At 72.0% G+C, this 21,104-nt stretch carries 22 protein-coding genes; 9 read left to right on the top strand and 13 right to left on the bottom strand.

Annotated elements, in window-relative coordinates:
• Positions 1–8: 8 nt before the first annotated feature.
• Genes IE290_RS03690 through IE290_RS03660 form a run of 7 tightly spaced genes read right to left on the bottom strand, consistent with a single transcriptional unit; the run spans position 9 to position 6,515 of the window.
• Entirely contained in the window at positions 9–1,151 is a 1,143-nt protein-coding gene (locus IE290_RS03690; RefSeq protein ID WP_191243059.1) for a thiolase family protein, read from the bottom strand.
• Complete coding sequence (locus IE290_RS03685) at positions 1,148–1,477, bottom strand: OB-fold domain-containing protein (protein WP_191243058.1); 330 nt, start codon at positions 1,475–1,477, stop codon at positions 1,148–1,150. The genes IE290_RS03690 and IE290_RS03685 overlap by 4 nt, the downstream gene beginning before the upstream one ends.
• Positions 1,474–2,262, bottom strand: coding sequence for an SDR family NAD(P)-dependent oxidoreductase (locus IE290_RS03680; RefSeq protein ID WP_191243057.1), 789 nt, complete (start codon positions 2,260–2,262; stop codon positions 1,474–1,476). The genes IE290_RS03685 and IE290_RS03680 overlap by 4 nt, the downstream gene beginning before the upstream one ends.
• An 8-nt stretch (positions 2,263–2,270) precedes the next feature.
• The gene (locus IE290_RS03675; protein ID WP_191243056.1) at positions 2,271–3,443 is read right to left on the bottom strand and encodes an acyl-CoA dehydrogenase family protein; all 1,173 of its coding nucleotides are present in this window, start codon (positions 3,441–3,443) and stop codon (positions 2,271–2,273) included.
• A 17-nt stretch (positions 3,444–3,460) separates the two neighbouring features.
• On the bottom strand, positions 3,461–4,195 hold the full coding sequence (locus tag IE290_RS03670; protein ID WP_191243055.1) for an SDR family NAD(P)-dependent oxidoreductase: 735 nt from the start codon (positions 4,193–4,195) through the stop codon (positions 3,461–3,463).
• A complete protein-coding gene (locus IE290_RS03665; protein ID WP_229874110.1) occupies positions 4,192–4,974 on the bottom strand; it encodes an enoyl-CoA hydratase/isomerase family protein in 783 nt (260 codons plus the stop codon). Before IE290_RS03665 ends, IE290_RS03670 begins: the two co-directional genes overlap by 4 nt.
• Positions 4,975–4,976: 2 nt before the next feature.
• On the bottom strand, positions 4,977–6,515 hold the full coding sequence (locus IE290_RS03660) for a class I adenylate-forming enzyme family protein (RefSeq protein ID WP_191243054.1): 1,539 nt from the start codon (positions 6,513–6,515) through the stop codon (positions 4,977–4,979).
• A gap of 225 nt (positions 6,516–6,740) precedes the next feature.
• Between IE290_RS03660 and IE290_RS03655 the strand changes: the two genes are divergently transcribed.
• Positions 6,741–7,238, top strand: coding sequence for a MarR family winged helix-turn-helix transcriptional regulator (locus tag IE290_RS03655; protein ID WP_191243053.1), 498 nt, complete (start codon positions 6,741–6,743; stop codon positions 7,236–7,238).
• A gap of 4 nt (positions 7,239–7,242) precedes the next feature.
• On the top strand, positions 7,243–8,313 hold the full coding sequence (locus IE290_RS03650) for an iron-containing alcohol dehydrogenase family protein (RefSeq protein WP_191243052.1): 1,071 nt from the start codon (positions 7,243–7,245) through the stop codon (positions 8,311–8,313).
• Positions 8,314–8,358: 45 nt separating this feature from the next.
• Here IE290_RS03650 and IE290_RS03645 read toward each other — a convergent pair whose 3' ends face one another.
• Genes IE290_RS03645 through IE290_RS03635 form a run of 3 tightly spaced genes read right to left on the bottom strand, consistent with a single transcriptional unit; the run spans position 8,359 to position 11,319 of the window.
• The gene (locus IE290_RS03645; RefSeq protein ID WP_191243051.1) at positions 8,359–9,147 is read right to left on the bottom strand and encodes a class II aldolase/adducin family protein; all 789 of its coding nucleotides are present in this window, start codon (positions 9,145–9,147) and stop codon (positions 8,359–8,361) included.
• Positions 9,144–10,496, bottom strand: coding sequence for an MFS transporter (locus tag IE290_RS03640; protein ID WP_191243050.1), 1,353 nt, complete (start codon positions 10,494–10,496; stop codon positions 9,144–9,146). Before IE290_RS03640 ends, IE290_RS03645 begins: the two co-directional genes overlap by 4 nt.
• A gap of 28 nt (positions 10,497–10,524) precedes the next feature.
• Complete coding sequence (locus IE290_RS03635) at positions 10,525–11,319, bottom strand: alpha/beta fold hydrolase (RefSeq protein ID WP_191243049.1); 795 nt, start codon at positions 11,317–11,319, stop codon at positions 10,525–10,527.
• A gap of 108 nt (positions 11,320–11,427) precedes the next feature.
• Here IE290_RS03635 and IE290_RS03630 point away from each other — a divergent pair, with 108 nt between their 5' ends.
• Positions 11,428–12,144, top strand: a complete 717-nt coding sequence (locus tag IE290_RS03630; RefSeq protein WP_191243048.1) for an SDR family NAD(P)-dependent oxidoreductase — start codon at positions 11,428–11,430, stop codon at positions 12,142–12,144.
• Positions 12,145–12,165: 21 nt separating this feature from the next.
• Here IE290_RS03630 and IE290_RS03625 read toward each other — a convergent pair whose 3' ends face one another.
• On the bottom strand, positions 12,166–12,729 hold the full coding sequence (locus tag IE290_RS03625) for a TetR/AcrR family transcriptional regulator (RefSeq protein ID WP_191243047.1): 564 nt from the start codon (positions 12,727–12,729) through the stop codon (positions 12,166–12,168).
• A gap of 95 nt (positions 12,730–12,824) precedes the next feature.
• Between IE290_RS03625 and IE290_RS03620 the strand changes: the two genes are divergently transcribed.
• Positions 12,825–13,781 carry an aldo/keto reductase gene (locus IE290_RS03620; protein WP_191243046.1) on the top strand — a complete coding sequence of 319 codons (957 nt, stop codon included), beginning with the start codon at positions 12,825–12,827 and terminating at the stop codon, positions 13,779–13,781.
• Here the strand turns inward: IE290_RS03620 and IE290_RS03615 are convergent.
• Positions 13,774–14,976: a PucR family transcriptional regulator gene (locus tag IE290_RS03615; RefSeq protein WP_191243045.1), complete on the bottom strand. Its 1,203-nt coding sequence runs from the start codon at positions 14,974–14,976 to the stop codon at positions 13,774–13,776. The genes IE290_RS03620 and IE290_RS03615 overlap by 8 nt on opposite strands.
• 116 nt (positions 14,977–15,092) lie before the next feature.
• Between IE290_RS03615 and IE290_RS03610 the strand changes: the two genes are divergently transcribed.
• Genes IE290_RS03610 through IE290_RS03600 form a run of 3 tightly spaced genes read left to right on the top strand, consistent with a single transcriptional unit; the run spans position 15,093 to position 17,862 of the window.
• The gene (locus tag IE290_RS03610; RefSeq protein ID WP_191243044.1) at positions 15,093–15,941 is read left to right on the top strand and encodes a mycofactocin-coupled SDR family oxidoreductase; all 849 of its coding nucleotides are present in this window, start codon (positions 15,093–15,095) and stop codon (positions 15,939–15,941) included.
• A complete protein-coding gene (locus IE290_RS03605; RefSeq protein WP_191243043.1) occupies positions 15,934–16,908 on the top strand; it encodes a helix-turn-helix domain-containing protein in 975 nt (324 codons plus the stop codon). The genes IE290_RS03610 and IE290_RS03605 overlap by 8 nt, the downstream gene beginning before the upstream one ends.
• Positions 16,909–16,941: 33 nt before the next feature.
• The gene (locus tag IE290_RS03600) at positions 16,942–17,862 is read left to right on the top strand and encodes an alpha/beta hydrolase (RefSeq protein WP_191243042.1); all 921 of its coding nucleotides are present in this window, start codon (positions 16,942–16,944) and stop codon (positions 17,860–17,862) included.
• Positions 17,863–17,949: 87 nt separating this feature from the next.
• Here IE290_RS03600 and IE290_RS03595 read toward each other — a convergent pair whose 3' ends face one another.
• Positions 17,950–18,771 carry an IclR family transcriptional regulator domain-containing protein gene (locus IE290_RS03595; protein WP_373300383.1) on the bottom strand — a complete coding sequence of 274 codons (822 nt, stop codon included), beginning with the start codon at positions 18,769–18,771 and terminating at the stop codon, positions 17,950–17,952.
• A gap of 112 nt (positions 18,772–18,883) precedes the next feature.
• On the opposite strand from IE290_RS03595, the gene IE290_RS03590 reads away from it, so the two are divergent.
• Positions 18,884–19,426, top strand: coding sequence for a flavin reductase family protein (locus IE290_RS03590; RefSeq protein ID WP_191243040.1), 543 nt, complete (start codon positions 18,884–18,886; stop codon positions 19,424–19,426).
• Between the two features lie 101 nt (positions 19,427–19,527).
• Positions 19,528–21,015, top strand: a complete 1,488-nt coding sequence (locus IE290_RS03585) for a 4-hydroxyphenylacetate 3-hydroxylase family protein (protein WP_229874321.1) — start codon at positions 19,528–19,530, stop codon at positions 21,013–21,015.
• The last annotated feature ends 89 nt before the right edge of the window (positions 21,016–21,104 follow it).

Raw genomic sequence — 21,104 nt, 5'->3', positions numbered from 1 at the left:
GCCCCGCTTCACGCGCCGGCGATGACGACGCCGCTGGCGATCGCGTCGAGCGTCGCAACCCCGCCGCCGACCGTGTGGGACAGGCCGATCCGGGCGCCGGCCACCTGCCGCTCCCCCGCGCCCCCGCGCAGCTGGGTGGTCAGCTCGACGACCTGCCCGACGCCGGTCGCGCCGACCGGATGCCCCTTGGCGAGCAGGCCACCGCTGGCGTTGACCGGCACGCGGCCGCCGAGGCTGAGCTCGCCGCCGGCCACCGCGGCCAGCGCCTTGCCCGGGCTCGCGAGCCCGAGCGCCTCGACCGAGGTGATCTCGCCGATCGTGAAGGCGTCGTGCACCTCCGCGAAATCGATGTCGGCGGGGGTCAGTCCCGCCGCCGCGTACGCCTGCCGGGCCGCGAGCGCCGAGGGACGCGAGGTGCCGAACTCCGTCTTCGGGCCCGTCGTGGTGCCCGAGGCCAGCCCGGAACCGAGCAGCCACACCGGATCGTGCCGGGACTCCACCACGTGCTCGGCGGCCAGGACCAGCGCCGCCGCGCCGTCGGCGTTGGCGCAGCACTGCAGCAGGGTCAGCGGATCGGCGACGGGACGGGAGCCCAGCACCTCCTCCCGAGTCACCGGTTGCCGGAACATCGCGTGCGGGTTGCGCGCCCCCGCGGCGCGGTTCTTCACACTGACCTCTGCGAAGTCGTCCAGGCCGGCGCCGGTGTCGTGGGCGTAGCGCTGGGCGTTGAGCGCGTAGATGGCGGGCATGGTCAGGCCCAGCAGGGTGGGGCGGTCGGTCCGGTCCAGGGTGATGCCGCCCTGGAACTTCCCGGTCATCTTCTCCGCGCCGACCACGAGGACCACGTCGTGCTGCCCGGCTTCGATCGCCAGGCGGGCCAGGTGCACGGCGGTCGTCCCGCTCGCGCAGGCGTTCTCGACGTTGACCACGGGCACGTCGAACACGCCCACACCGGCCAGGATCCGCTGGCCGGCGCCCCCGCCGCCGAGGACGTTCGACGAGAAGACCGCGCCGATCCGGCCGGGTTCGACCCCGGCCTCGGCGAGCGCGCCCTCGGCCGCGGCGATACCGAGGTCCTCCAGTGCGGTGTCTTCGTGCTTGCCGAAGGGCACCAGACCGGTGCCGATCACGGCGACGCGCCTGTTCGTCATGGCTTCTCCTCCGGCTCGAAGACGTAGTGGTCGGGTTCCGGCGCGGGCACCAGCCGGACGGTCGCGCCGATCGGCGCGCTGCCGCGCACCCGCCCGAACAACCGCGCGCCGGGCGCGAAGTCGGCGTAGGCCAGCGTGTACGGCACCTCGGTGCCGGGTGGCGCGACGCGGACCACGGTGCTGGTCACGACCGTCCCGGTGGACGACAGCGTGGTGTCGGACAGCCAGGTGTTGCCGCAGTAGGGGCAGCGCTCGGGGCTTTCGACCGACGGGAATGCCGCTTCGCAACGCGCACAGCGGCGGGCGGGCAAACCGGGCGCGCTCACAGCGTCACCGAGTAGCCGCCGTTGACCGGGATCGTCTGCCCGGTCACCCACGAGCTCGCGTTGGAGCTGAGGAACAGGATCATGTTCGCGATGTCCTCGGGTTCGCCGAAGCGGCGGATGATGTAGCGCTTGAGCTGCGCCTTGGCCGCCGCCTCGTCGTTGAGGATGTCCTCGACGAAGGGTGTGCGGGTGGCGCCGATCGACACGGCGTTCGCGGTGATGCCGAACCGGCCCGTGCTGCGCGCGACGGCCCGGGTGAACCCGGCCGCGCCCGCCTTGGCGGCCGAGTACACCTCCAGGCCCGGTTCGCCCTGGCGGCCCGCGTCCGAGATCACGGTGACCACCCGGCCGGTCCCGTGCTCGCGCATCAGCGGCACCCCGTGCCGGACGCAGTTGAGCACGCCGTAGAGGTTGGTGCCCAGCCAGCGGTCCCAGTCCGACGGCTCCTCGGACCAGAAGTCGGAGAACCCGGCGCGGCCGCCGGGCCCGGCGTTGCCCGCGTTGTTCACCAGCGCGTGCAGCTCGCCGTATTCCTTCTGCACGCGGGAGAACGCGTCGGCGACCTGGGCGTAGTCGGTGACGTCGAACGCCAGCGGGAGGGCTTCCACGCCCTGGCCGCGGACCTCCTCGGCGACCTTCTCGGCGCGATCGGAGTAGAAGTCGTTGACCACCACGGCGCGGGCGCCGTGCGTGGCGAAGTGCAGGGCGACCGCCCGGCCGACGCCTTGGCCGGCCCCGGTCACCAGGCCGACCCGGCCGTGCATGGACAACACGTTCTGGTTCATCAGGTGCCTCACAGGTGCGTGGGTTCGAAGATGGACGGACCGCGCAGGGTGGCGCCGTCCAGGAGGTTGCGGGCGATCACGAACTGCTGGATGGTGGGCGGGCCCTCCTCGACGACGTTCGCGCGCGCGTCGCGCAGCATGCGCTCGATCGGGAACTTGCGGGTGAACCCGATCCCGCCGAACACGAGCAGGGCCCGGTCAGTGACGCGGCAGACGGCTTCGGAGCCGAACAGCTTGCAGGCCGAGGCCTCGATGGGGATGCGCAGCCCGGCGTCGAGCTTGGCGGCGGCGTCCTCCAGCATGGTGCGCAGGGCGTAGACGTCGGTGGCCATCTCGGCGAGGTAGCGCTGGACGGCCTGCCGGGTGCCGATGGGCTTGCCGAAGGTGACCCGCTCGTTCGCGCGGGCGACACTCAGCGCGAGTGCCTCTTCGGCGGTGCCCAGGGAGGACGCGGCGACGAAGACGCGGCTGACCTCCATGCCGTGCTCGATCAGGCCGAGTCCCTGCCCCTCCTCGCCGAGCCGGTTGGTCACCGGCACGACCACGTCGTCGAAGGTGAGGTGGCCGTGCTGCAGCCCGCGGGTGCCCAGGGTGCCGGGCAACGGCGCGATCGTCAGGCCCGGCCGGTCCCGCTCGACGAGGACGGCGCTCACCCCGCGGGCCCCGGCGGCGGGGTCGGTCTTGGCGAAGACGATGAAGTGGCTCACCCAGTCGGAGTTGGTGGTCAGCCACTTCTGCCCGGTGATCCGGTAGTTGTCCCCGTCGCGCAAGCACTGCGTGCCGATGTCGGCACCGGTGCCGTGGTCGGGTTCGGTGATGCCCATGCCGAAGGACGCGTGCCCGGTGGCCACGAGCGGCAGCAGGGCGTCCTTCTGCTCGTCACTGGCGAGCATCTCGAAGACGTGCGCGGAGGAGTTGTGCGCGTGCACGAACCCGCGCAGGCCACCGTGGATGCGGGAGAGGTCGGCGAGGATCGGCAGGTACTGCGAGACGGTGAGGCCGGATCCGCCGTACCGCTCGGGCAACAGCAGCCCGAACGCGTTGACCTCGCGCAGCGCGGGCACGAGGACGTCCTTCGGGATCCAGTCGGTGTCCTCGATCCGGTCCTCCATCGGCGGGATCAGATCGGTCATCGCCCGCGCGATGGCCTGCCGTAGTTTCTGGTGGTCGGTGTCGTCCATGTCCGTCCTTGTCGTTGTCAGGAACGCAAACTCTGTCCGCCGTCGAGCGGGATGACGCCCCCGGTGAGGTAGGCCGAGGCGTCGGAGGCCAGCAGCAGCACCAGCCCGGTGAGGTCGTCGAGCCGGCCCAGCCTGCCGAGCGGGATCCGCCGCGTGATCCGCTCCCGGAAGCGCTCGTCGGCGAGGAACTCCGCGTTGAGCTCGGTCGGGAAGTGGCCCGGGCAGATCGCGTTGACCCGGATCCCCAGCGGCGCCCATTCCAGGGCGAGCTGCCGGGTCAGGTGGATCAACGCCGCCTTGCTCGTGCCGTAGGCCGCGGTGTCCGCCACCGGGTTCAGCCCGGCCGCGGAGGCGACGTTGACGATCGAGCCGGGCCGCCCGAGTCGGCGCAGCCCCTCGGCGACCACTGTGGACACCGTCCAGGCCCCGGTCAGGTTGACCGCCAGCGCGTGGTCCCAGTCGGCGTCGGTGTGGTCCAGGGCGGGTTTGACGGCGCCACCACCGGCGTTGTTCACCACGATGTCCGGCCAGCCGGTCGTCCCGGCGATCCGCGGGACCGCCTCCCGAACGGCCGCGCGGTCGGTGATGTCCAGTTCCAGTGGCACGATCCGGTCGTGCCGGGGGACGCGCTCCGGCCGCCGCGCGGCGCCGATCACGGTGGCGCCGTGCTCGGCGAGGATGCGGGCGGTGTGCGCGCCCAGTCCGGAGGAGGCGCCGGTGACCAGGGCGACCTTGCCGTCCAGGTTCGTCATCGCCCGGTGAACCTCGGTGCGCGGCGGGCGGCGAAGGCCCGCACCCCTTCGGCGTAGTCGGCCGACTTCTGGTGCGCCTGGGCGACCTCCAGCGCGTGGGCCAGGCCGGTCCGCCGGTCCTGCTCGAGCCCGTCGCGGACCAGTTCCTTCATCCGGCGCAGGCCGAGCGGGCTCTTCCGGGTCAGTCCGGCCGCCAGCCGCCCGGCCTCGGCGAGCAGCTCCTCCCCCGGCACCACGCGGTGGACCAGGCCCCAGCGCTGGAAGTCCTCGACCGGTGCGGTGTCACCGGTGAACAGCAGCCACAACGCGGGGTTCACGCCGACTCGCCGGGGCAGCCGGTAGGTCCCGCCGGCGCCGGGCAGGAGCCCGGCGTTGGCGTGCAGGTCGCCGATGCGTGTGCCCGCGGCGGCGAGCACGATGTCGCAGCAGAGCAGGAGTTCGAGTCCGCCCGCCGCGGCCGTGCCGTTGACCGCGGCGATCACCGGCTGCGGCTGGCGTTCCAGCACGTCGAACACCGCGTCGCTGCGGGCGAGGTCGACGTCGGGCAGCGCGTCCGGGTCGTCCGGGTCGACGGTGAGGTCGGCGCCGGCGCAGAAGGCGCTCCCGGCCCCGGTGACCACCAGCGCCCGGACTCCGCCGTCTTCGGCCGTGTCCTCGAGGACGGCTTCCAGTTCGTCGAGCATCAGCGGGGAGATCGCGTTGCGCCGCTCCGGCCGGTTCAGCGTGATCCAGCGGACCTGGTCGCGGTCGGTGACGAGGAGGGTTTGCAAGTCGGGCACGGTCACACCGCCTCGGCCCGCGCGGCCACCTGATCGCGGAGCGCGCGTTTGAGCACCTTGCCGGAGGCGTTGCGTGGCAATTGGTCCACCAGGTGCCACCGCGTCGGCCGCTTGTAGCGGGCGATCCGTTGTGCGACGTGCGCGCCGAGCTCCTCGGCGGTCGCCTCCGCTCCCGGGACCAGGACGACGGCCGCGGCCACGGACTCGCCGTACACCTCGTCGGGCACGCCGAACACCGACGCCTCGGCGATCGCGGGGTGGCTGTGCAGCGCCTCCTCCACCTCGCGCGGGTAGATGTTCTCCCCGCCGGAGATGATGACGTCGTTGATGCGGTCGACGATGGTGAAGTACCCGTCCGTGCCGCGCACGGCGAGGTCGCCGGTGTGCAGCCAGCCGTCGCGGATCGCCTCGGCGGTCGCCTCGGGCTTGTGGTGGTAGCCGACCATGCACGTGCCGGCGGCGCTGACGACCACCTCACCGGTCTGTCCCACCGCCACTTCGGCCCCCGACGGATCGACGATGCGGGCGTCGACCCCGTAGACCTCGCGGCCGGTCTGGTCGGCGCGGTCGCGGTGGTCCTCGGGCCGCAGGACCGCGATCGTGGTGGCCTCGGTGGTGCCGTACCACTGGTAGAACCCGGCCTGCGGGAAGGCTTCGCGCGCCCGCTCCAGGGTGGTCGTGGCGATCGACGAGGAGCCGTACCAGATCTTGGTGAGCGATCCGGTGTCGTGGGCGGTCAGGTCGGCGTCGCGCAGGATCATCGCGAGCATCGTCGGCGACCACAACGTCACGGTCACCCGTTCGCGCTCGACGAGTTCGAGCACGCCGTCGGCGGAGAACCCGCGGCCGGTGAGCACGACCGTCGCGCCGAGCGCGAGCGCCGGCAGGAGCTGGATCACCAGCCCGCCGCCGTGGAACAGCGGCATCGAGATCAGCATGACGTCACCGGCGCGCAGGTCGCCTTCGATCGCGTAGACCGGCAGCAGCCGCACGGTCGCGTCGTGCGTGGCGAGCACGCCCTTGGGGAATCCCGTGGTGCCGCTGGTGTAGAGCACGGTGGCGATGTCCTGCGGCTCGCTGAGGTCCTCCGGCGCGGCGCCGGTGTGCGCGGCCAGGAGGTCGCGGTAGGACAGCCGCCCGGAAGCGGTCTCCCGGTCGTCGATCACCACGAGCGCCGGACGCTCGTCCGGCAGCGCGGCCTCCAGGGCGCCGGCGTACCCCTGGCCGGCGACCACCACGCGGGGCGTGGTGTCGGCCAGGACGTAGGACAGCTCCTCCGGCCCGTACCGGAAGTTGAGCGGGACGAACCAGGCGCCCGCCTTCATCGCGGCGAACGCCACCACGACGAGCTCGACGCAGTTCTCCGCCAGGATCGCGACGCGGTCACCGCGCCGGACGCCCAGCCCCCGGAACGCCGCCGAGAGCCGGTCGGCGTCGCGGTCGAGTTCGGCGTAGGTCAGGGCGGCCCCGCCCGTCGACACCGCCGTCCGGTCCGCGAACCGCCTCGCTCCCCGGCGCGTGACATCGGTCAGTGTGCGCACGCCAGCATTCACTTCCTTCCCGGCACCGTTGCACGTGGTCGGTGCCCGGGCCGCGGCCCGGACTCCTCTACGGTCCCCCATCGACCCCAAAGTCGTCAAGGATCAAATCATCTCAATTCTGATGATCTCGTTTTGGCTGATCCCGTACGATGGCGAGGACTCGGATGAAGTGGGCGCTGATGGTCAGATCTCGACCGGTGCGCCGAAGCGACGACAGGGGTGTCCGTGAACCACATCCACGCCAAGGAGTACGAGGAGCTCATGGTCGAGCGGGCCGAGCGCTCCGGCGTCGAGGTCGACCTCGACGTGCTCGCCGTGACGTTCAACCTCGTGCGCGCGGCGAACAAGCTCGTCGCCGACCTGGAGCAGAACGTCTACCGGGCACGCGGCGTGAGCTACGCGGGCTTCCGCGTGCTGTTCGCGTTGTGGGTCGTGGGCGAGAGCGAGCCGCGGCAGCTCGCCCAGCTCGCCGCGGTCACCAGGTCGAGCGTGTCCAGCGTGCTCAACACCCTGGAGGACGCCGGGCTCGTCGAACGGCGGCGGGACTCCACCGACCGCCGCATCGTGACCGTGGAGCTGACCAAGCGCGGCCTGGAAACCGTGCTGGAGACCTTCGGCGGCCACCACGACCGCGAACGGGAGTGGACGAGCGGGCTGTCGCCTGCCGAGCGCCGCACGCTGGCCGACCTCCTGCGCCGCGTCGTCGAGCACCACGCCGGATAGCGCCGTGGACGCCTACGACTGGTCGCCGCCCGCGCCCGGGCGGATCGTCTCGGGTCCGTCCGCGCTGGACTCGCTGCCCGGCCTGCTGTCCGAACTGGACCTGACCCGGGTCGTGCTGGTGACCAGCCCGTCCATGTCCCGCAGCCCGGTGTTCGCGACGGCGCGCGAGCGGGCCGGGGACCACGTCGTGCACGCCACGGTCACACCCCATTCACCGATGATGGACGTGCGGAAGCTGCGCGATCTCGCCGTCGCGACCGGAGCGGACGGTTACGTGGCCGTCGGCGGGTCCAGCGTGATCGACACCGTGAAGGCGGCCGTGTGGCTGGATCTCGGCACCACGCGCCGCCGGTCGGTCGCGATCCCCGCGATGTTCGGCGGCGCGGAGGTCACCCCGCGCGCCGGGGTGACCGACGAGGGCCACAAGGTCGGCCTCAGCGACGAACGGATCGTGCCGGACGTCGTCGTGCTCGACCCGCGGGTGCCCGCGGCGCTGCCGTCCCGGCTCGCGCACGTCTCCGTCGCCAACGCGCTGGCGCACTGCGTCGAGGGTCTGGCCGGCACCGGCCGCTCGCCGCTGACCGACGCGTTCTACCTGCGCTCCCTGGCGCTGATCCGCGACGGGGTGGACCGGCTGGACGATCCGCACGAGGCGCTCAGCGCGTTCCAGAACGCCTCGGTGCTCGCCGCCCTCCCCCGCGTGCGGATGGCGGCGGCGCACGCCATCGTGCACGTGCTCGCCCCGGTCCTCGGGGTTGCGCACGCCGTGGCGCACGGGGTGCTGTGCCGCACCGTGATGAGCTACACCGCCCCGGCGGTGCCGGACCGGCACGCCCTGATCGCCGACGCGCTGCACGCTCCGGCCGCCCTCGACGGCGTGACAGCGCTGCTGGACCGCCTCGGCGTGCCGCGCGGCCTGCGCTCCGCCGGGGCGGGCCGCGAACAGCTGCCCCTGGTCGCGGACGCGCTCGTGGAGTCCGGTCTGCCCGGCAACCCCCGGTCGATCGGCGGCCGGGACGAGCTGATGCGCATCCTCGACCACGCCTGGAGCGGCGAGCTACCGCGGACGTGGTGACGCGAGCGGGCCGGGCGCGCGCACGCACCCGGCCCGCCACCCCCGTCAGTCCAGGAGATCCGGCTCCAGCCGGAGGATCTTCTGCTGCAGCGGCTGGAAGTTGAACCACCCGAACCCCGGCGTGCCGGTCACGCTCGACACCTGACGCGCCTCCGCCTCGTCGATCAGGATCGGGTCACCGGCGGCCATCGCGAGCAGCTGCGACTGGCACGACCGCTCCATCGAGATGAACCACCACGCGGTCTCGGCCACCGTCCGCCCGACCGTCAGCAGACCGTGGTTCTGCAGGATCACGGCCTTGTGGTCGCCGAGGGCCTTGGCGATGCGGTTGCCCTCCTCCGGGTCGAACACCAGGCCGCCGAACCCGTCGTAGACGCTGTGGTCGTCGTAGAACGCGAGCGAGTCCTGGGTGATCGGGTCGAGCGGCCGTCCGAAGGCCGAGAACGTCTTGCCGTGCAGGGAATGCGCGTGCGCGACGGCCTGCACGTCCGGCCGGGCGGCGTGCACGCGCGAGTGGATGTAGAAGCCGGCCAGGTTGACCAGCCCCTCGCCCTGCACCAGCCGCCCGTTCTCGTCGACCAGCAGGAGGTCGGAGACGCGGATGTGCTCGAACGGCACACCGAACGGGTTCACCCAGAAGCAGGTCGGGTGGATCGGGTCGCGGGCGGTGACGTGCCCGCCCACCCCCTCGCCGAAACCGAACTTCCCGAACAGCCGGAAGGTCGCGGCCAGCTCGCGCTTGCGGCGCAGGCGTTCCTCCTCGGGCGAGTCCGCCACGGGCGGCGCCGGGACCCGGTAGGCGGGGTCGTCGAACGTCGGCAGGGCCGTGCTCATACTGTTTCCTTTCTCTCCTGCGACTGCGCTGGGGAACCGGTGTCCATCCGCTCGATCCGGGGCCCGACGACCAGCACGGTCACCACACCCAGGACCATGACGAACGCGATGAGCAGCAGGGCGTAGCGGAAGCTGCCGGTGGCCTGCTGGATGCTGCCGGTCAGCAGCGGGCTGACGATGCCGGTGAGGTTGCCGGACGAGTTGATCACGGCGATCCCGGCCGCCGCGGCGGCGCCGGTCAGGCCGAGCACCGGGATGCGCCAGAACTGCGACAACGACGTGTAGATGCCGGCGAAGCTCAGGCAGGTGCCGACGAGGAACGCGACGGGGTTGCTCGTCAACGCCGCCAGCACCACACCGGCCGTCCCCACCGAGAGCGGGAGCACGGTGGAGAAGACGGCGCTGCGCCGGGCGAACACCTTCGGCCACACCAGCATGACCAGCAACGCGAAGGCCGATGGGATGGCCGACAGCAGCACGCTGGTGACGTCGGTCGGGGACGCGCCGCGCTTGTTGGTGAGCAGCTGCAGCATCTGCGGCAGGAAATAGCTGAACGCGTAGATGCCGAAGGTGAGCGCGAAGAACGCGAACGCCAGCGCCCACACGCGACCGCTCTTGAGCGCGTCGGTGATGCGGGCCGGCACCGCGCTGTTCCGTTTGAGCGCCGCCTCGGCGTCCAGCTGGTCCTGGATGTACTGGCGCTCCGAAGTGGACAGCCATTTCGCGGTGGCCGGGCTCTTCGCCAGGCGGGCCATCAGCAGGATCCCGACGACGACCGTGATCACGCCCTCGACGAGGAAGACCGAGCGCCAGCCGGCCATCCCCGTCAGGTGCTGCCCCCACTCGAGCAGCCCGGCGGACAGCGGCGCGCCCACGATGCCGGACACGGCGATCACCGACACGAACACCGGGTAGGCCCAGGCGCGCTGTTTCGCCGGGAACCAGTAGGTGATGTAGAGCAGCACGCCGGGAGCCAGGCCGGCTTCGGCGAGTCCGAGCAGGACGCGCAGGACGTACAGCGCCCCGGCCGAGTCGACGGCCGCCATCACCGCGGTGACCGTGCCCCAGGCGAGCAGTGTGCAACCGATCCAAGTCGGTGCGCCGAAGCGCCGCAGCGCCAGATTGCTCGGGACGGTCGCGATGATGTAGCCGATGAAGAACAGCGTCGAGGTCAGTCCGATCTGGACGTTGGTCAGGCCCAGGTCGCGGGACATCGGCGCGGCGACGAAGCCGATGTTGACCCGGTCGATGTAGCCCAGCACGTAGGCCGCGCCGAGCAGGGGGAACGTGCGGAGGGCGACCTTGCGCCACAGTTTCGTGCGGTCGGGCGCCGAGCCGATCTCGGTCATGGTTGTCTTCCGTTCGCGGGAGCAGGGGTCAGAACGCGGGCGCGCGCTCGGACAGGAACCGGCCGACGGCGGCCGCCACTTCACGGGGATGGGTGGCCGGGGCGGCGTGCGGCGCGCCGTCGATCTCGACGACCGGATCCGCGTGCGGCAGGAGCGAGGCCCACTGCCGCGCCTCGGCCACCGTGATGGCCGAGTCCGCACCGCCGTGCACCACCAGTGCCGGTGCGGTGATCTCGGGCAGGCGGGGCGACAGGTCGTCTCGCTCCATCACCGCGCGGAACGGGGTGGCGAACTCCGCGGGGTGCTGCTTCATCCACTTCTCGATCCAGGGTTCGACGTCGCCGTCGCCGAAGACCATCGCGCCCAGGACCTGGCACAACTCCGGGGTGGGTCCGCCGGCCTGCCAGTCCTCGGCGAACGCGGTCAGCTCGCCCAGGGCGCTGCCGTCCTGGCCGGCGGGCGTCGTGTCGATGAGCACGAGGCCGGCGACGCGCTCGGGGGCCAGCAGGGCGGCCGAGAGCGCGACGAAACCGCCCTGGCTGTGCCCGCCGACGACGGCCCTGCCGATGCCGAGCGCGTCGAGGAGGGCGATCAGATCGCGGGCGCTGTCCCACAGGGTGAAGGGTTCGCCGTCGTAGGAGGTGCGTCCGTGGCCGCGGGCGTCCCAGGTGATGACGCGGCACCGGCCGGACAGCAGGGCGGCCACCTCGTCGAACAGGTCGGAATCCAGCATGAACCCGTGCCCGAGCACGAGCGGGATCCCCTGCCCGGTGTCCCGGTAGGCAATCCGGGGTCCCGTGGCGACGGGGGCGAAGCGCGTCATCTCTGACCTCCAGCCAGGTCGACGTTGACCAGCGACCTGCTGAACGGTAGGAAGTGTGACCTGAGATTGTCAAGGATCACATCATTTGATCTATGATGAAGGAGCGGCATGGACGAGAGGTTCGACGGCAGGGTCGCGGTGGTCACGGGGGCGGCGAGCGGCTTGGGTGAGGCGGTCGCGCGGAAACTCCACGAGGGGGGCGCCACGGTGGTGGCGGCCGACCGGAGGGAAATCACCGCACCCGGGCTCGTCCCGGTGGTGTGCGATGTCAGCGACGAAAGCGATGTGCGAGGACTGTTCGAGGTGTGTCGCGAGCGGTTCGGCCGGGTCGACCTGCTGTTCAACAACGCTGGAATCAGTGGCGCACCGGGCCGCCGGCTGCACGAGTACGAGCCGGCGGAGTGGGACCGGGTGCAGGCCGTCAACCTGCGGGGCGCCTTCCTGGTGCTGCGGGCCGCACTGCCGCTGATGCTCGCCGGCGGCGGCGCGGTGGTCAACACAGCCTCGGTCGGAGCGGTGCGGGCACGTCCGGGTTTCGCCGCCTACACCGCGTCCAAGGCGGCGGTGGCCATGCTGACCCGCCAGGCCGCGCTGGAGTACGCCGGGGACGGGATTCGCGTCAACGCGGTGGCGCCCGGCCTGATCGACACCCCGCTCGCCGGGGACCTGACCCCCGAGATGCGGGCCGAGACGGCGGCACGGACCCCGCTGGGCCGGCTCGGCACACCCGGCGAGGTGGCGTCACTGGTGACGTTCCTGCTGTCCGCCGCGGCCTCCTACATCACCGGCCAGACCTACCTGATCGACGGTGGCCGCTGCGCATGAGGCGGAAGATCAGGGCGCCGGTCATCGCCCGGCGAGCCCGGCCATCAGCAGGTCGATGATCCCGTCGGCCTGCTTCCGCCAGTCCCCGTCCGGATCGAGCTGCCAGAGGCTGCCCAGGGCCAGCAGGACGATCTCCGGATCCAGGCCCGGGCGCACCGTCCCGGCCCTCTCGTTGGCCGCGAGCAACTCCCCCAGAGCGTCGGCCATCGCCTGGTAGGTGCCCGCGAACTGCGCCCGGTCCGCACCCGTCGCCAGTCGCAGGGCGCCGGCCAGACCGCGCCGGGTCAGCACGCACCGGGCGAACTCGCGCATCCACTCCCGCAGCGCCTCCGACGGTGAGCGCTCGGCGAGCAGACGGCCGGCCACCTCGCGGATTTCCTCGACATCCCGGCCGTACACCGCCAGCACCAGGGACTCCCGCGTCGGGAAGTGCCGGTACAAGGTCGCGTTGCCCACACCGGCGAGCTTGGCTATCGCGTTCAAGGAAATCTCAGGCGATTCGGCGAGGGCCCGCCGCGCGACCGCCAGGATGGCGTCGCGGTTCTCGCGTGCGTCGGCACGCCGCTTCGGTGTGTTCGCGGCCACCTTCACCCCTCACCGGTTGCGAAACGGGGAACTCCCCGCTTACTGTCGGAGAAACGGGGAGTTCCCCGTTTCGCTCATCCTACAAGGAGCACACCATGCCCGTTCTGGGATCATCCGGCCTCGACGTCTTCCCACTCGCACTGGGGACGAACACCTTCCGGTGGACCGCGAGCACCGCGGAGTCGCACCGCATCCTGGACGCGTTCGTCGAGCGCGGCGGAAACTTCCTCGACACGGCGGACGTGTACTCGGTCTGGGCGCCCGGGAACAGCGGCGGGGAGTCGGAGAGCGTGATCGGCGAGTGGCTGGCGTCACGCGGCAACCGCGAACGGGTGATCATCGCGACGAAGGTGTCCGGCCACCCCGCCTTTCCCGGACTGACCGCCGACAACATCACGGCGGGCGCCGAACGGTCGCTGAAGCGGCTGCGCACCGACCACCTGGACGTCTACTACGCCCACGTCGACGACCCGGCGACACCGCTGGAGGAGACGGTCGCCGCGTTCGACCGCCTCGTCCAGCGTGGACTCGTGCGTCACGTGGCGCTGTCGAACTACACCGCCGACCGCGTCCAGGAGTGGGTGGACGTCGCGCACGACCTGGGCGCGGCACCGCCGGTTTCCCTGCAACCGCACTACAACCTGCTCGCTCGCACCGGTTTCGAGCGCGACCTGCGTCCGGTGGCCGAGCGCAACGACCTGGGCGTGCTCCCCTACTCCGGGCTGGCCTCCGGTTTCCTCACCGGCAAGTACCGCTCGGCGGCCGATGCCGCGGGGACCGCGCGCGGCGCACTGCTCGGCGACTACCTCACCGGCGCCGGGTTCGCCGTGGTCCGGGAACTCGAGGCGGTCGCGTCCGAACTGGAGGCCGAGCCGGCCACCGTCGCGCTGGCCTGGTTGCGCAGCCGTCCGACCGTCGTCGCACCGATCGCCAGCGTCAGCGCCGTTGACCAGCTCGACGCGCTCCTGGCCTCGGCGTCGCTCGAACTGACCCCGGCGCAGGACGAGCGGCTCACCACGGCCTCCGACTCGTTCGCGGCCGCCCTCACGTGACCAGCCCGAGGCGGTCGGCCAGGTGCAGCGCCAGTTCGAGGCGGAGGCGGTGCTCCCCCGGCGGATGACCGAGCAGGGCGCCCGCCTGGTCGACCCGGTACCGGACGGTGTTGTGGTGCACGCCGAGCCGGGCTGCCGCGGCCCGGAAGTTGCCGCCCGCGTCGAAGAACGCCGCGAGTGTGGTGCGCAGGCGGCGGGCGTCCTCGGTGCCGGCGGCCAGCGGCCCCAGCGTCTCGGCCACGAACGTGCGGCAGGCGCCGGGATCGGTGCTGCACAGCGCCGTCACGTCGATGTCCGCGAAGTGGGTGACGGTTCCCGCCGGACGGCTCGCGAGCTGCGCGACTCGCAGCGCTTCCCGGGCCTGCCGGTGGCTGCGCCGGAACCCCTCCGGCCCGGCCGCGGGCGCCCCCTGCCCGGCCAGCACCGGCGCGCCCGCCGACGACAACCGGGCGGCGTCGCGCGTCGGGACCCAGCACCACGTGGTGTCCACATCCACCCGCACCACCAGCGGCGCAGCGGCGGTCAGGGAGGCCGCCAGCGCCCGCGCCGTCGATTCCAGCGGCTGCCGCTGGCCCTCCCGCGGGTTCTTCAAGACCAGCGCGACGTGGCTGCCGGTGAGGTCGTACCCCAGCCGTAGCCGGACCTCCGCGACGTCGGTCTCCCCGGCCAGCACGCGGCGCACGAACTCGGCGCGTTCCAGCGAACCCTCCCGGGCCAGCCGCTCGGCCTCGTCGCGGTACTCGGCGCTGAGCCGGTCGCTGACCAGTTCCAGCCAGGACAACAGGAACGTCGTGCCGTGGTTGACCACCGGCACCGCCAGCGCCGCGTCGGGACAGTGCTCCTCGACCGCCCGCCCCCACCGCGTGCACCAGTAGGTGATGCCGAGCCGGTAGCCGCGCATCACCCCGTCGTGGCTGAGCCCGTGCTGCACCATCGAGCGCGTGGAGCGCATCACCTCGGGCGAGGTGGTCACGTCCTTCGGCTGGTCGCCGCGGACGAGGGCGTGCAGCAGCGCCTCGCTGTTGGCGAAGGCGGTCGCGCGAGCCAGATCCAGTGCGTCGCGCTCGGCCAGCTCGGGCATGCCCGCCGCGATGTGAGCGACCGTGCCGTCGGCGATCGCGGTCAGCTCGGGCAGCATCGCCGCCGCCACGTGCCTGGTGGCCGCGCGGATCGCGTCATCGGGCGCCGTGGACATGGCGTCAGCGTATCCGCCAGATGGTCAACCGGGCGCCCCGCGGTTGACCGGTTGACCGAAGACAGCTCGCGGCGCCGCGGGCACGCTGACGCTCACCCGATCCGTGGAGGACACCCATGAAGCGAGCCGAAGGCAAAGTCGCCTTCATCACCGGAGCCGCCCGCGGCCAGGGACGCGCGCACGCGCTGCGCCTGGCCGCCGAGGGCGCGGACATCATCGCCGTCGACCTGTGCCAGAGCGTCGGCACCACGCCCTACGACGGGGCGACCGACGCCGACCTGGCCGAAACCGCCAAGCGCGTCGAGGAACTCGGCGGGCGGGTGCTGGCGCGGCAGGCCGACGTCCGGGATCTCGCCGCCCTGGAACGGGTCGTCGAAGAGGGCCTGGCCCGCTTCGGCGGCATCGACGTCGTCTGCGCCAACGCCGGCATCGCGAGCTTCGGGTCCGCCTTGGAGCTCACCGAGCGGATGTGGCACGACGTCCTCGACATCAACCTCACCGGCGTGTGGAAGACGGTCCGGGCCGCGGCGCCGTCCATGGTGGAGCGCGGCCGCGGCGGCTCGATCATCCTGACCAGCTCGATCGCCGGCCTGATCGGCTTCCCCCACCTGGCTCACTACACCGCGGCCAAGCACGGCGTCACCGGGCTGATGCGGGTGCTCGCGATCGAGCTGGCGCCGCACCACATCCGCGTCAACTCCATCCACCCGGCCACTGTGGACACCCCCATGGTGGCCAACGAAGCCTCCTGGAAGCTGTTCCTCGGCGGAATCGAGGGCGCGACCCGGGAGCAGGCCGCCGTCGGGATGAAGACGCTCAACGCGCTGCCGATCCCGTGGCTCGATGTGGACGACATCAGCAACGCCGTCCTGTACCTGGCCTCCGACGAGTCCCGCCACGTCACCGGCACGACCATGGTGCTCGACGCCGGCGCCACCCAGCCGTTCAAGATCCCGCATGGCTGACTTCCACGATCTGACCGCGGTGCCCGCCGCCCAGCGCGAGGCCCGGCTCGAGGAACTGGTCGCCGAGACGCACGTGGACATGGCGGTGCGGCTCGGCAGGCCGGCCGAGTCGTTCCGGGCCTCGATCCGGCGGCGGCGCATCGACGACGTCGTCCTCGTGGACACCGCGTGCGACCCGTGCAGCGGCCGCCGGGGGCCGCGTCGCGCCGCCCGCACCGGACGCCCGTACCTGGGGGTGATGGTCGTCCGGCGGGGGCGGGAAACGGTGGCGCTCGGCGAGGCCACCGCTGAGCTGCGGCCGGGCGACGTGGTGGTGTGGCGCAGCGACCGCCCGGCCCGGTTCGAGGTGCACGCGCCGCAGCGGAAGCAGACGCTCATCGTCCCGGTCGCCGCGCTCGCCGACGTGCCCGGCGGGCACCGTCTGTTCCGGACAGTCGTGCTCGACGGGTCCGCGCCCGCGGTCCGGCTGTTCACCGGCTACCTCGACATCTTGTCCCGCACGCTCGACCGCCTGGGCCCGGCGGAAGTGGCCACCGCGCGGTCCGCGGCGCTCGACCTGTTCGCGGCGGCGGCCCGGCACGACACCGCACCGGCGCCGCTGGCGTTGATGGAGACGTGGATCGAACGGCACCTGGCCTCGGGCGAGGTCACCCCGGCGGCCATCGCCGCCGCGCACGGCATGTCGGTGCGCAGCGTGTACCGCGTGTTCGCCGGGGCCGGGACGACAGTGGCGGCGTTCGTCCGCGACCGCCGCCTCGCCCGCGCGCGCCGTGACCTCGCCACCGGCGACGACCCGATCGCCGACATCGCCCTGCGCTGGGGTTTCGCCGACGCCAGCCACTTCACGCGTGCCTTCCGCGCGCGCTACGGGTGCACCCCGCGCGACCACCGGGCCGGTGCTGGCACGGCCGGACCAGTCGCTGGCAGGCAAGTGCAGGCGGTCGGCGCCGCGCCCGAGTCAGGCTGACCGGCGAAGCCGCTGTGGATCGAGGAGGATTTCGTGGCACGTGAGGACATCGAGTTCACCGCGCAGGGCACGACGCTGCGCGGCTGGTTCTACCCGGCGGAGGGAGCGACCGGCGAGGCCCCGTGTGTGGTGCTGCAGCACGGGTTCTCCGGCGTCAAGGAGATGTACCTGGACAGCTACGCGGAGCTGTTCCAGGCGGCCGGGCTGGCGTGCCTGGTGTACGACCACCCCGGGTTCGGCGCCAGTGACGCCGTGCCGGGGTGCCCGCGGCTGGAGATCGACCCGTGGCAGCAGGTCCGGTTCGTGCAGCACGCCATCACCTACGCGCAGTCGCGGCCGGAGGTGGACGCCGAGCGGATCGGCCTGTGGGGTTCCAGCTACGCCGGCGGGCACGCCCTCGTCGTGGCCGGCATCGACCGCCGGGTGAAGGCGGTGGTGAGCCAGGTGCCGCCGGTGTCGGGGTCGATGGCGTTCAAGGAGCTGATCCGGATCGATCGCTGGGCCGAGCTGGACGCGGTGTTCGCGGCCGAGCGCCGGGCCCGGCTGGCCGGCGCGGAGCCGTCGATGCTGCCGGTGGTGACGACCGATCCGGCCGGTGCGGCCGCGCTGCCGACGCCGGACGCCTACGAGTGGTGCACGACCACCGCCGAGCAGCGGGCGCCGGCGTGGCGCAACGAGGTCACGCTGCTGTCGATGGAGTTCCTGCGCGGGTACGAGCCGGGCCGCTGGGCGCGGCTCATCGCGCCGACGCCGCTGCTCATGATCGTCGCCCCGCTCGACCGGCTGGCCGACGGGCAGCTGGCCACGCAGGTCTACGAGGAGGCCCTGCACCCGAAGAAGCTCGTCCTGATCCCGGGCGGCCACTTCGACGCCTACCACGGGCCCGGGTTCGAGTGCTCGGCGCCGCCGGCCCGGGACTGGTTCGTCGAACACCTGCTGGCGAAGCGCGTGTGAGACGACCGGGGATCGCGCGCCCGCCGGGTCCGGAGCGCGCGATCCACCCGGTCCGCCGGCTCCGGCCGCTCGGGATGCCGGCGACCGTCAGAAGAAGCCTTCGTGTCCTTTCCGGACGAGCGGTCCGGACGTCACGCCCTGCCGGTGGCCGAAGTCGGCGCTGATGCGTTCCGCCGTCTTGACCAGGAGCGGCACCACGTCGGCGCGCAGCTGCTCCACAGTGGAGCGTCCGCTGGACGTCGAGGAGGCCAGGGCGGCCACCACGGCCCCCGAGGAGTCCCGCACCGGTGCGGCGGCCGAGAGCAGGCCCTTCTCCAGCTCCTCCGCGACCACCGAGTAGCCCAGCGACCGGACGTCGCGCAGCCGGCGCCGGAACTCGTCCGGGTCGGTGACCGTGTGCTCGGTGTGGGCCTCCAGTCCCGCGGCGATGACGTGGTCGACCACCTCGTCCGGCGCCCACGCGAGCAGCACGCGGCCCATCGACGTCGAGTGCGCGGGCACGCGCGTCCCGATCGAGATGTTGATGCTCATGATCCGCCGCACCGGCACGCGGGCGACGTAGACGACCTCGGTGCCGTCGAGCGCGGCCAGCGACGCCGACTCGCCGGTCTGCTCGGCGAGCCGGAGCAGGTGCGGCTGCGCGATCTCGATCATCCCGTGCGAAGCGGAGTAGTGCTGCCCGATGCTCAGCACCCGCGGCGTCAGCGTCCAGCGCCCGCCCTCGCCGTGCACGTAGCCGAGGTGCTGCAGGGTCAGCAGGATCCGCCGCACCGCCGGGCGTGACAGGTTCGTCGCGGCCGCCAGTTCGGCGAGCGTGGGGTTGGGCCGTTCCGCGTCGAACGCGAGCAGCACCGCGAAGCCCCGCTCGAGGCTCTGGATGAGGTCGCGCGGATTCCCCTCGGTGGTCATGGCCGCCATCTTCCCGCATGCGAGGTATTGACTCGCTCACCCACCAGCGGGCACCCTTCTCGTGTACGCAAAGCGGACAGCTAGTACGCATAGCGTACAGGAGGTGTCGACGATGACGCTCGATCAGCGGCAGCTGCGCGCCGGCTTCGGCCGGTTCGCCACCGGTGTCACGGTGGTGACCTGCCGGAACAGCGCCGGGGAACCCCACGGCGCGACCGTGAACGCGTTCACCGCGGTCTCGCTCGAGCCCGCGCTCTGCCAGGTCACGCTGACGCGCACCTCCAAGGCGTGCGGATACCTGGCCGGGTCCCCCTTCGCGGTGAACATCCTCGCCGCGAACCAGCTGGACACGGCGATGCACTTCGCCGGCCGCCCGCAGCACCCGGGGCCCCGCTGGGGCACCGGCCCGACGGCGCCGGTGCTGCTCGGCAACGCCGCGACGATCTCGTGCCTGCCGTGGCGCACCTACGACGGCGGCGACCACCTCATCGTGCTCGGCGAGGTCGTCGACCTCGAGATCACCGACGCCGAGCCGCTGCTGTTCCACTCGGGCCGCTTCCGCGAACTCGGCCCCGCCGACGACGGCTCGCACTGGGCCGTCTCCCTCGACTGCCCCGAGATCGGCTGGTTCCCGGCCGCTCCCGCGGCCGTCTGATTCCCCCCACCACAACGATCCCGTTCAACGACGAAGGGACCAATCCCGTGGCGATCCACCAGCCCGACGAAGCCGTGACCCCCACCCGGACCACCCGCCCGATGACCGGCGAGGAGTACCTGGAAAGCATCCGGGACGGTCGCGAGATCTTCATCTACGGCGAAAAGGTCGACGACGTCACCACCCACCCGGCGTTCCGCAACTCGGCGCGCATGACCGCGCGCCTCTACGACGCCCTGCACGACCCGGACAAGCAGGGCGTGCTCACCGCGCCGACGGACACCGGCAGCGGCGGCTTCACGCACCCGTTCTTCCGCACCCCGCGCAGCCGGGAAGACCTCTTCGCCGACCGGGACGCGATCGCGGAATGGGCCCGCATGACCTACGGCTGGATGGGCCGCAGCCCCGACTACAAGGCCGCCTTCCTCGGCACCCTGGGCGCGAACTCCGACTTCTACACCCCCTTCGCCGACAACGCCCGCCGCTGGTACACCGAGTCGCAGGAGAAGGTCCTCTACTGGAACCACGCGATCATCAACCCGCCGGTCGACCGGGACCGCAACCCCGACGAGGTGAAGGACATCTTCATCCACGTCGAGGAGGAGAAGGACGACGGCCTGATCGTCTCCGGCGCCAAGGTGGTCGCGACCGGTTCGGCGATCACGAACTACAACTTCATCGCCCACTACGGCCTGCCCATCAAGAAGCGGGAGTTCGCGCTGGTGTGCACCGTGCCGATGGGCGCGCCGGGCATGAAGCTGATCTGCCGCCAGTCCTACGCCCAGAGCGCGACCAGCGCGTTCGACTACCCGCTGTCGTCCCGGTTCGACGAGAACGACACGATCTTCATCCTGGACAAGGTGAAGATCCCGTGGGAGAACGTCTTCATCTACGGCGACGCCGAGAAGGCCAGCACGTTCTTCCCCGGTTCCGGCTTCCTGCACCGCTTCACCTTCCACGGCGTCACCCGGCTGGCGGTCAAGCTCGACTTCATCGCCGGCCTGCTGATGAAGGGCGTGGAAGTCACCGGCACCAAGGACTTCCGCGGCATCCAGACCCGCGTCGGCGAGGTCGTCGGGTGGCGCAACCTGTTCTGGGCGCTGTCCGACGCGATGGCCGCGCGGCCCGACGAGTGGATCGACGGCGCGGTCCTGCCGCACCTGGACTACGGCCTGGCCTACCGCTGGTTCATGACCGTCGGCTACCCCCGCGTGCGCGAGATCATCATGCAGGACCTCGGATCCGGGCTGATCTACCTGCCCTCGCACGCCGACGACTTCGCCTCGCCGGAGATCCGCCCCTACCTCGACCAGTACGTGCGCGGCTCCAACGGCATCGACGCGATCGAGCGCGTCAAGCTGATGAAGCTGATCTGGGACTCGATCGGCAGCGAGTTCGGCGGCAGGCACGAGCTGTACGAGCGCAACTACTCGGGCAACCACGAGGGCGTGCGCGCCGAACTGCTGTTCGCCGCGCAGCAGTCGGGTCAGGCCGACGGCATGAAGGGCTTCGCCGAGCAGTGCATGGCCGAGTACGACCTCGACGGCTGGACCGTGCCGGACCTGTTCAACCCGGAACGCCGCCGCTGACGGCGGCCGACCGCACGGCGGGGCCCGGGTGGACAACGACGTCGCCGGGCCACCACCGCCGGGTGCGGCGCCTCCTCCCCCGGGGCGCC

The organism is Amycolatopsis deserti (genome assembly GCF_014653945.1).
GTDB lineage: Bacteria > Actinomycetota > Actinomycetes > Mycobacteriales > Pseudonocardiaceae > Amycolatopsis_E > Amycolatopsis_E deserti.
Note: the sequence above shows the minus strand (reverse complement) of the source record. Positions and strands in the feature narration are given on the sequence as shown.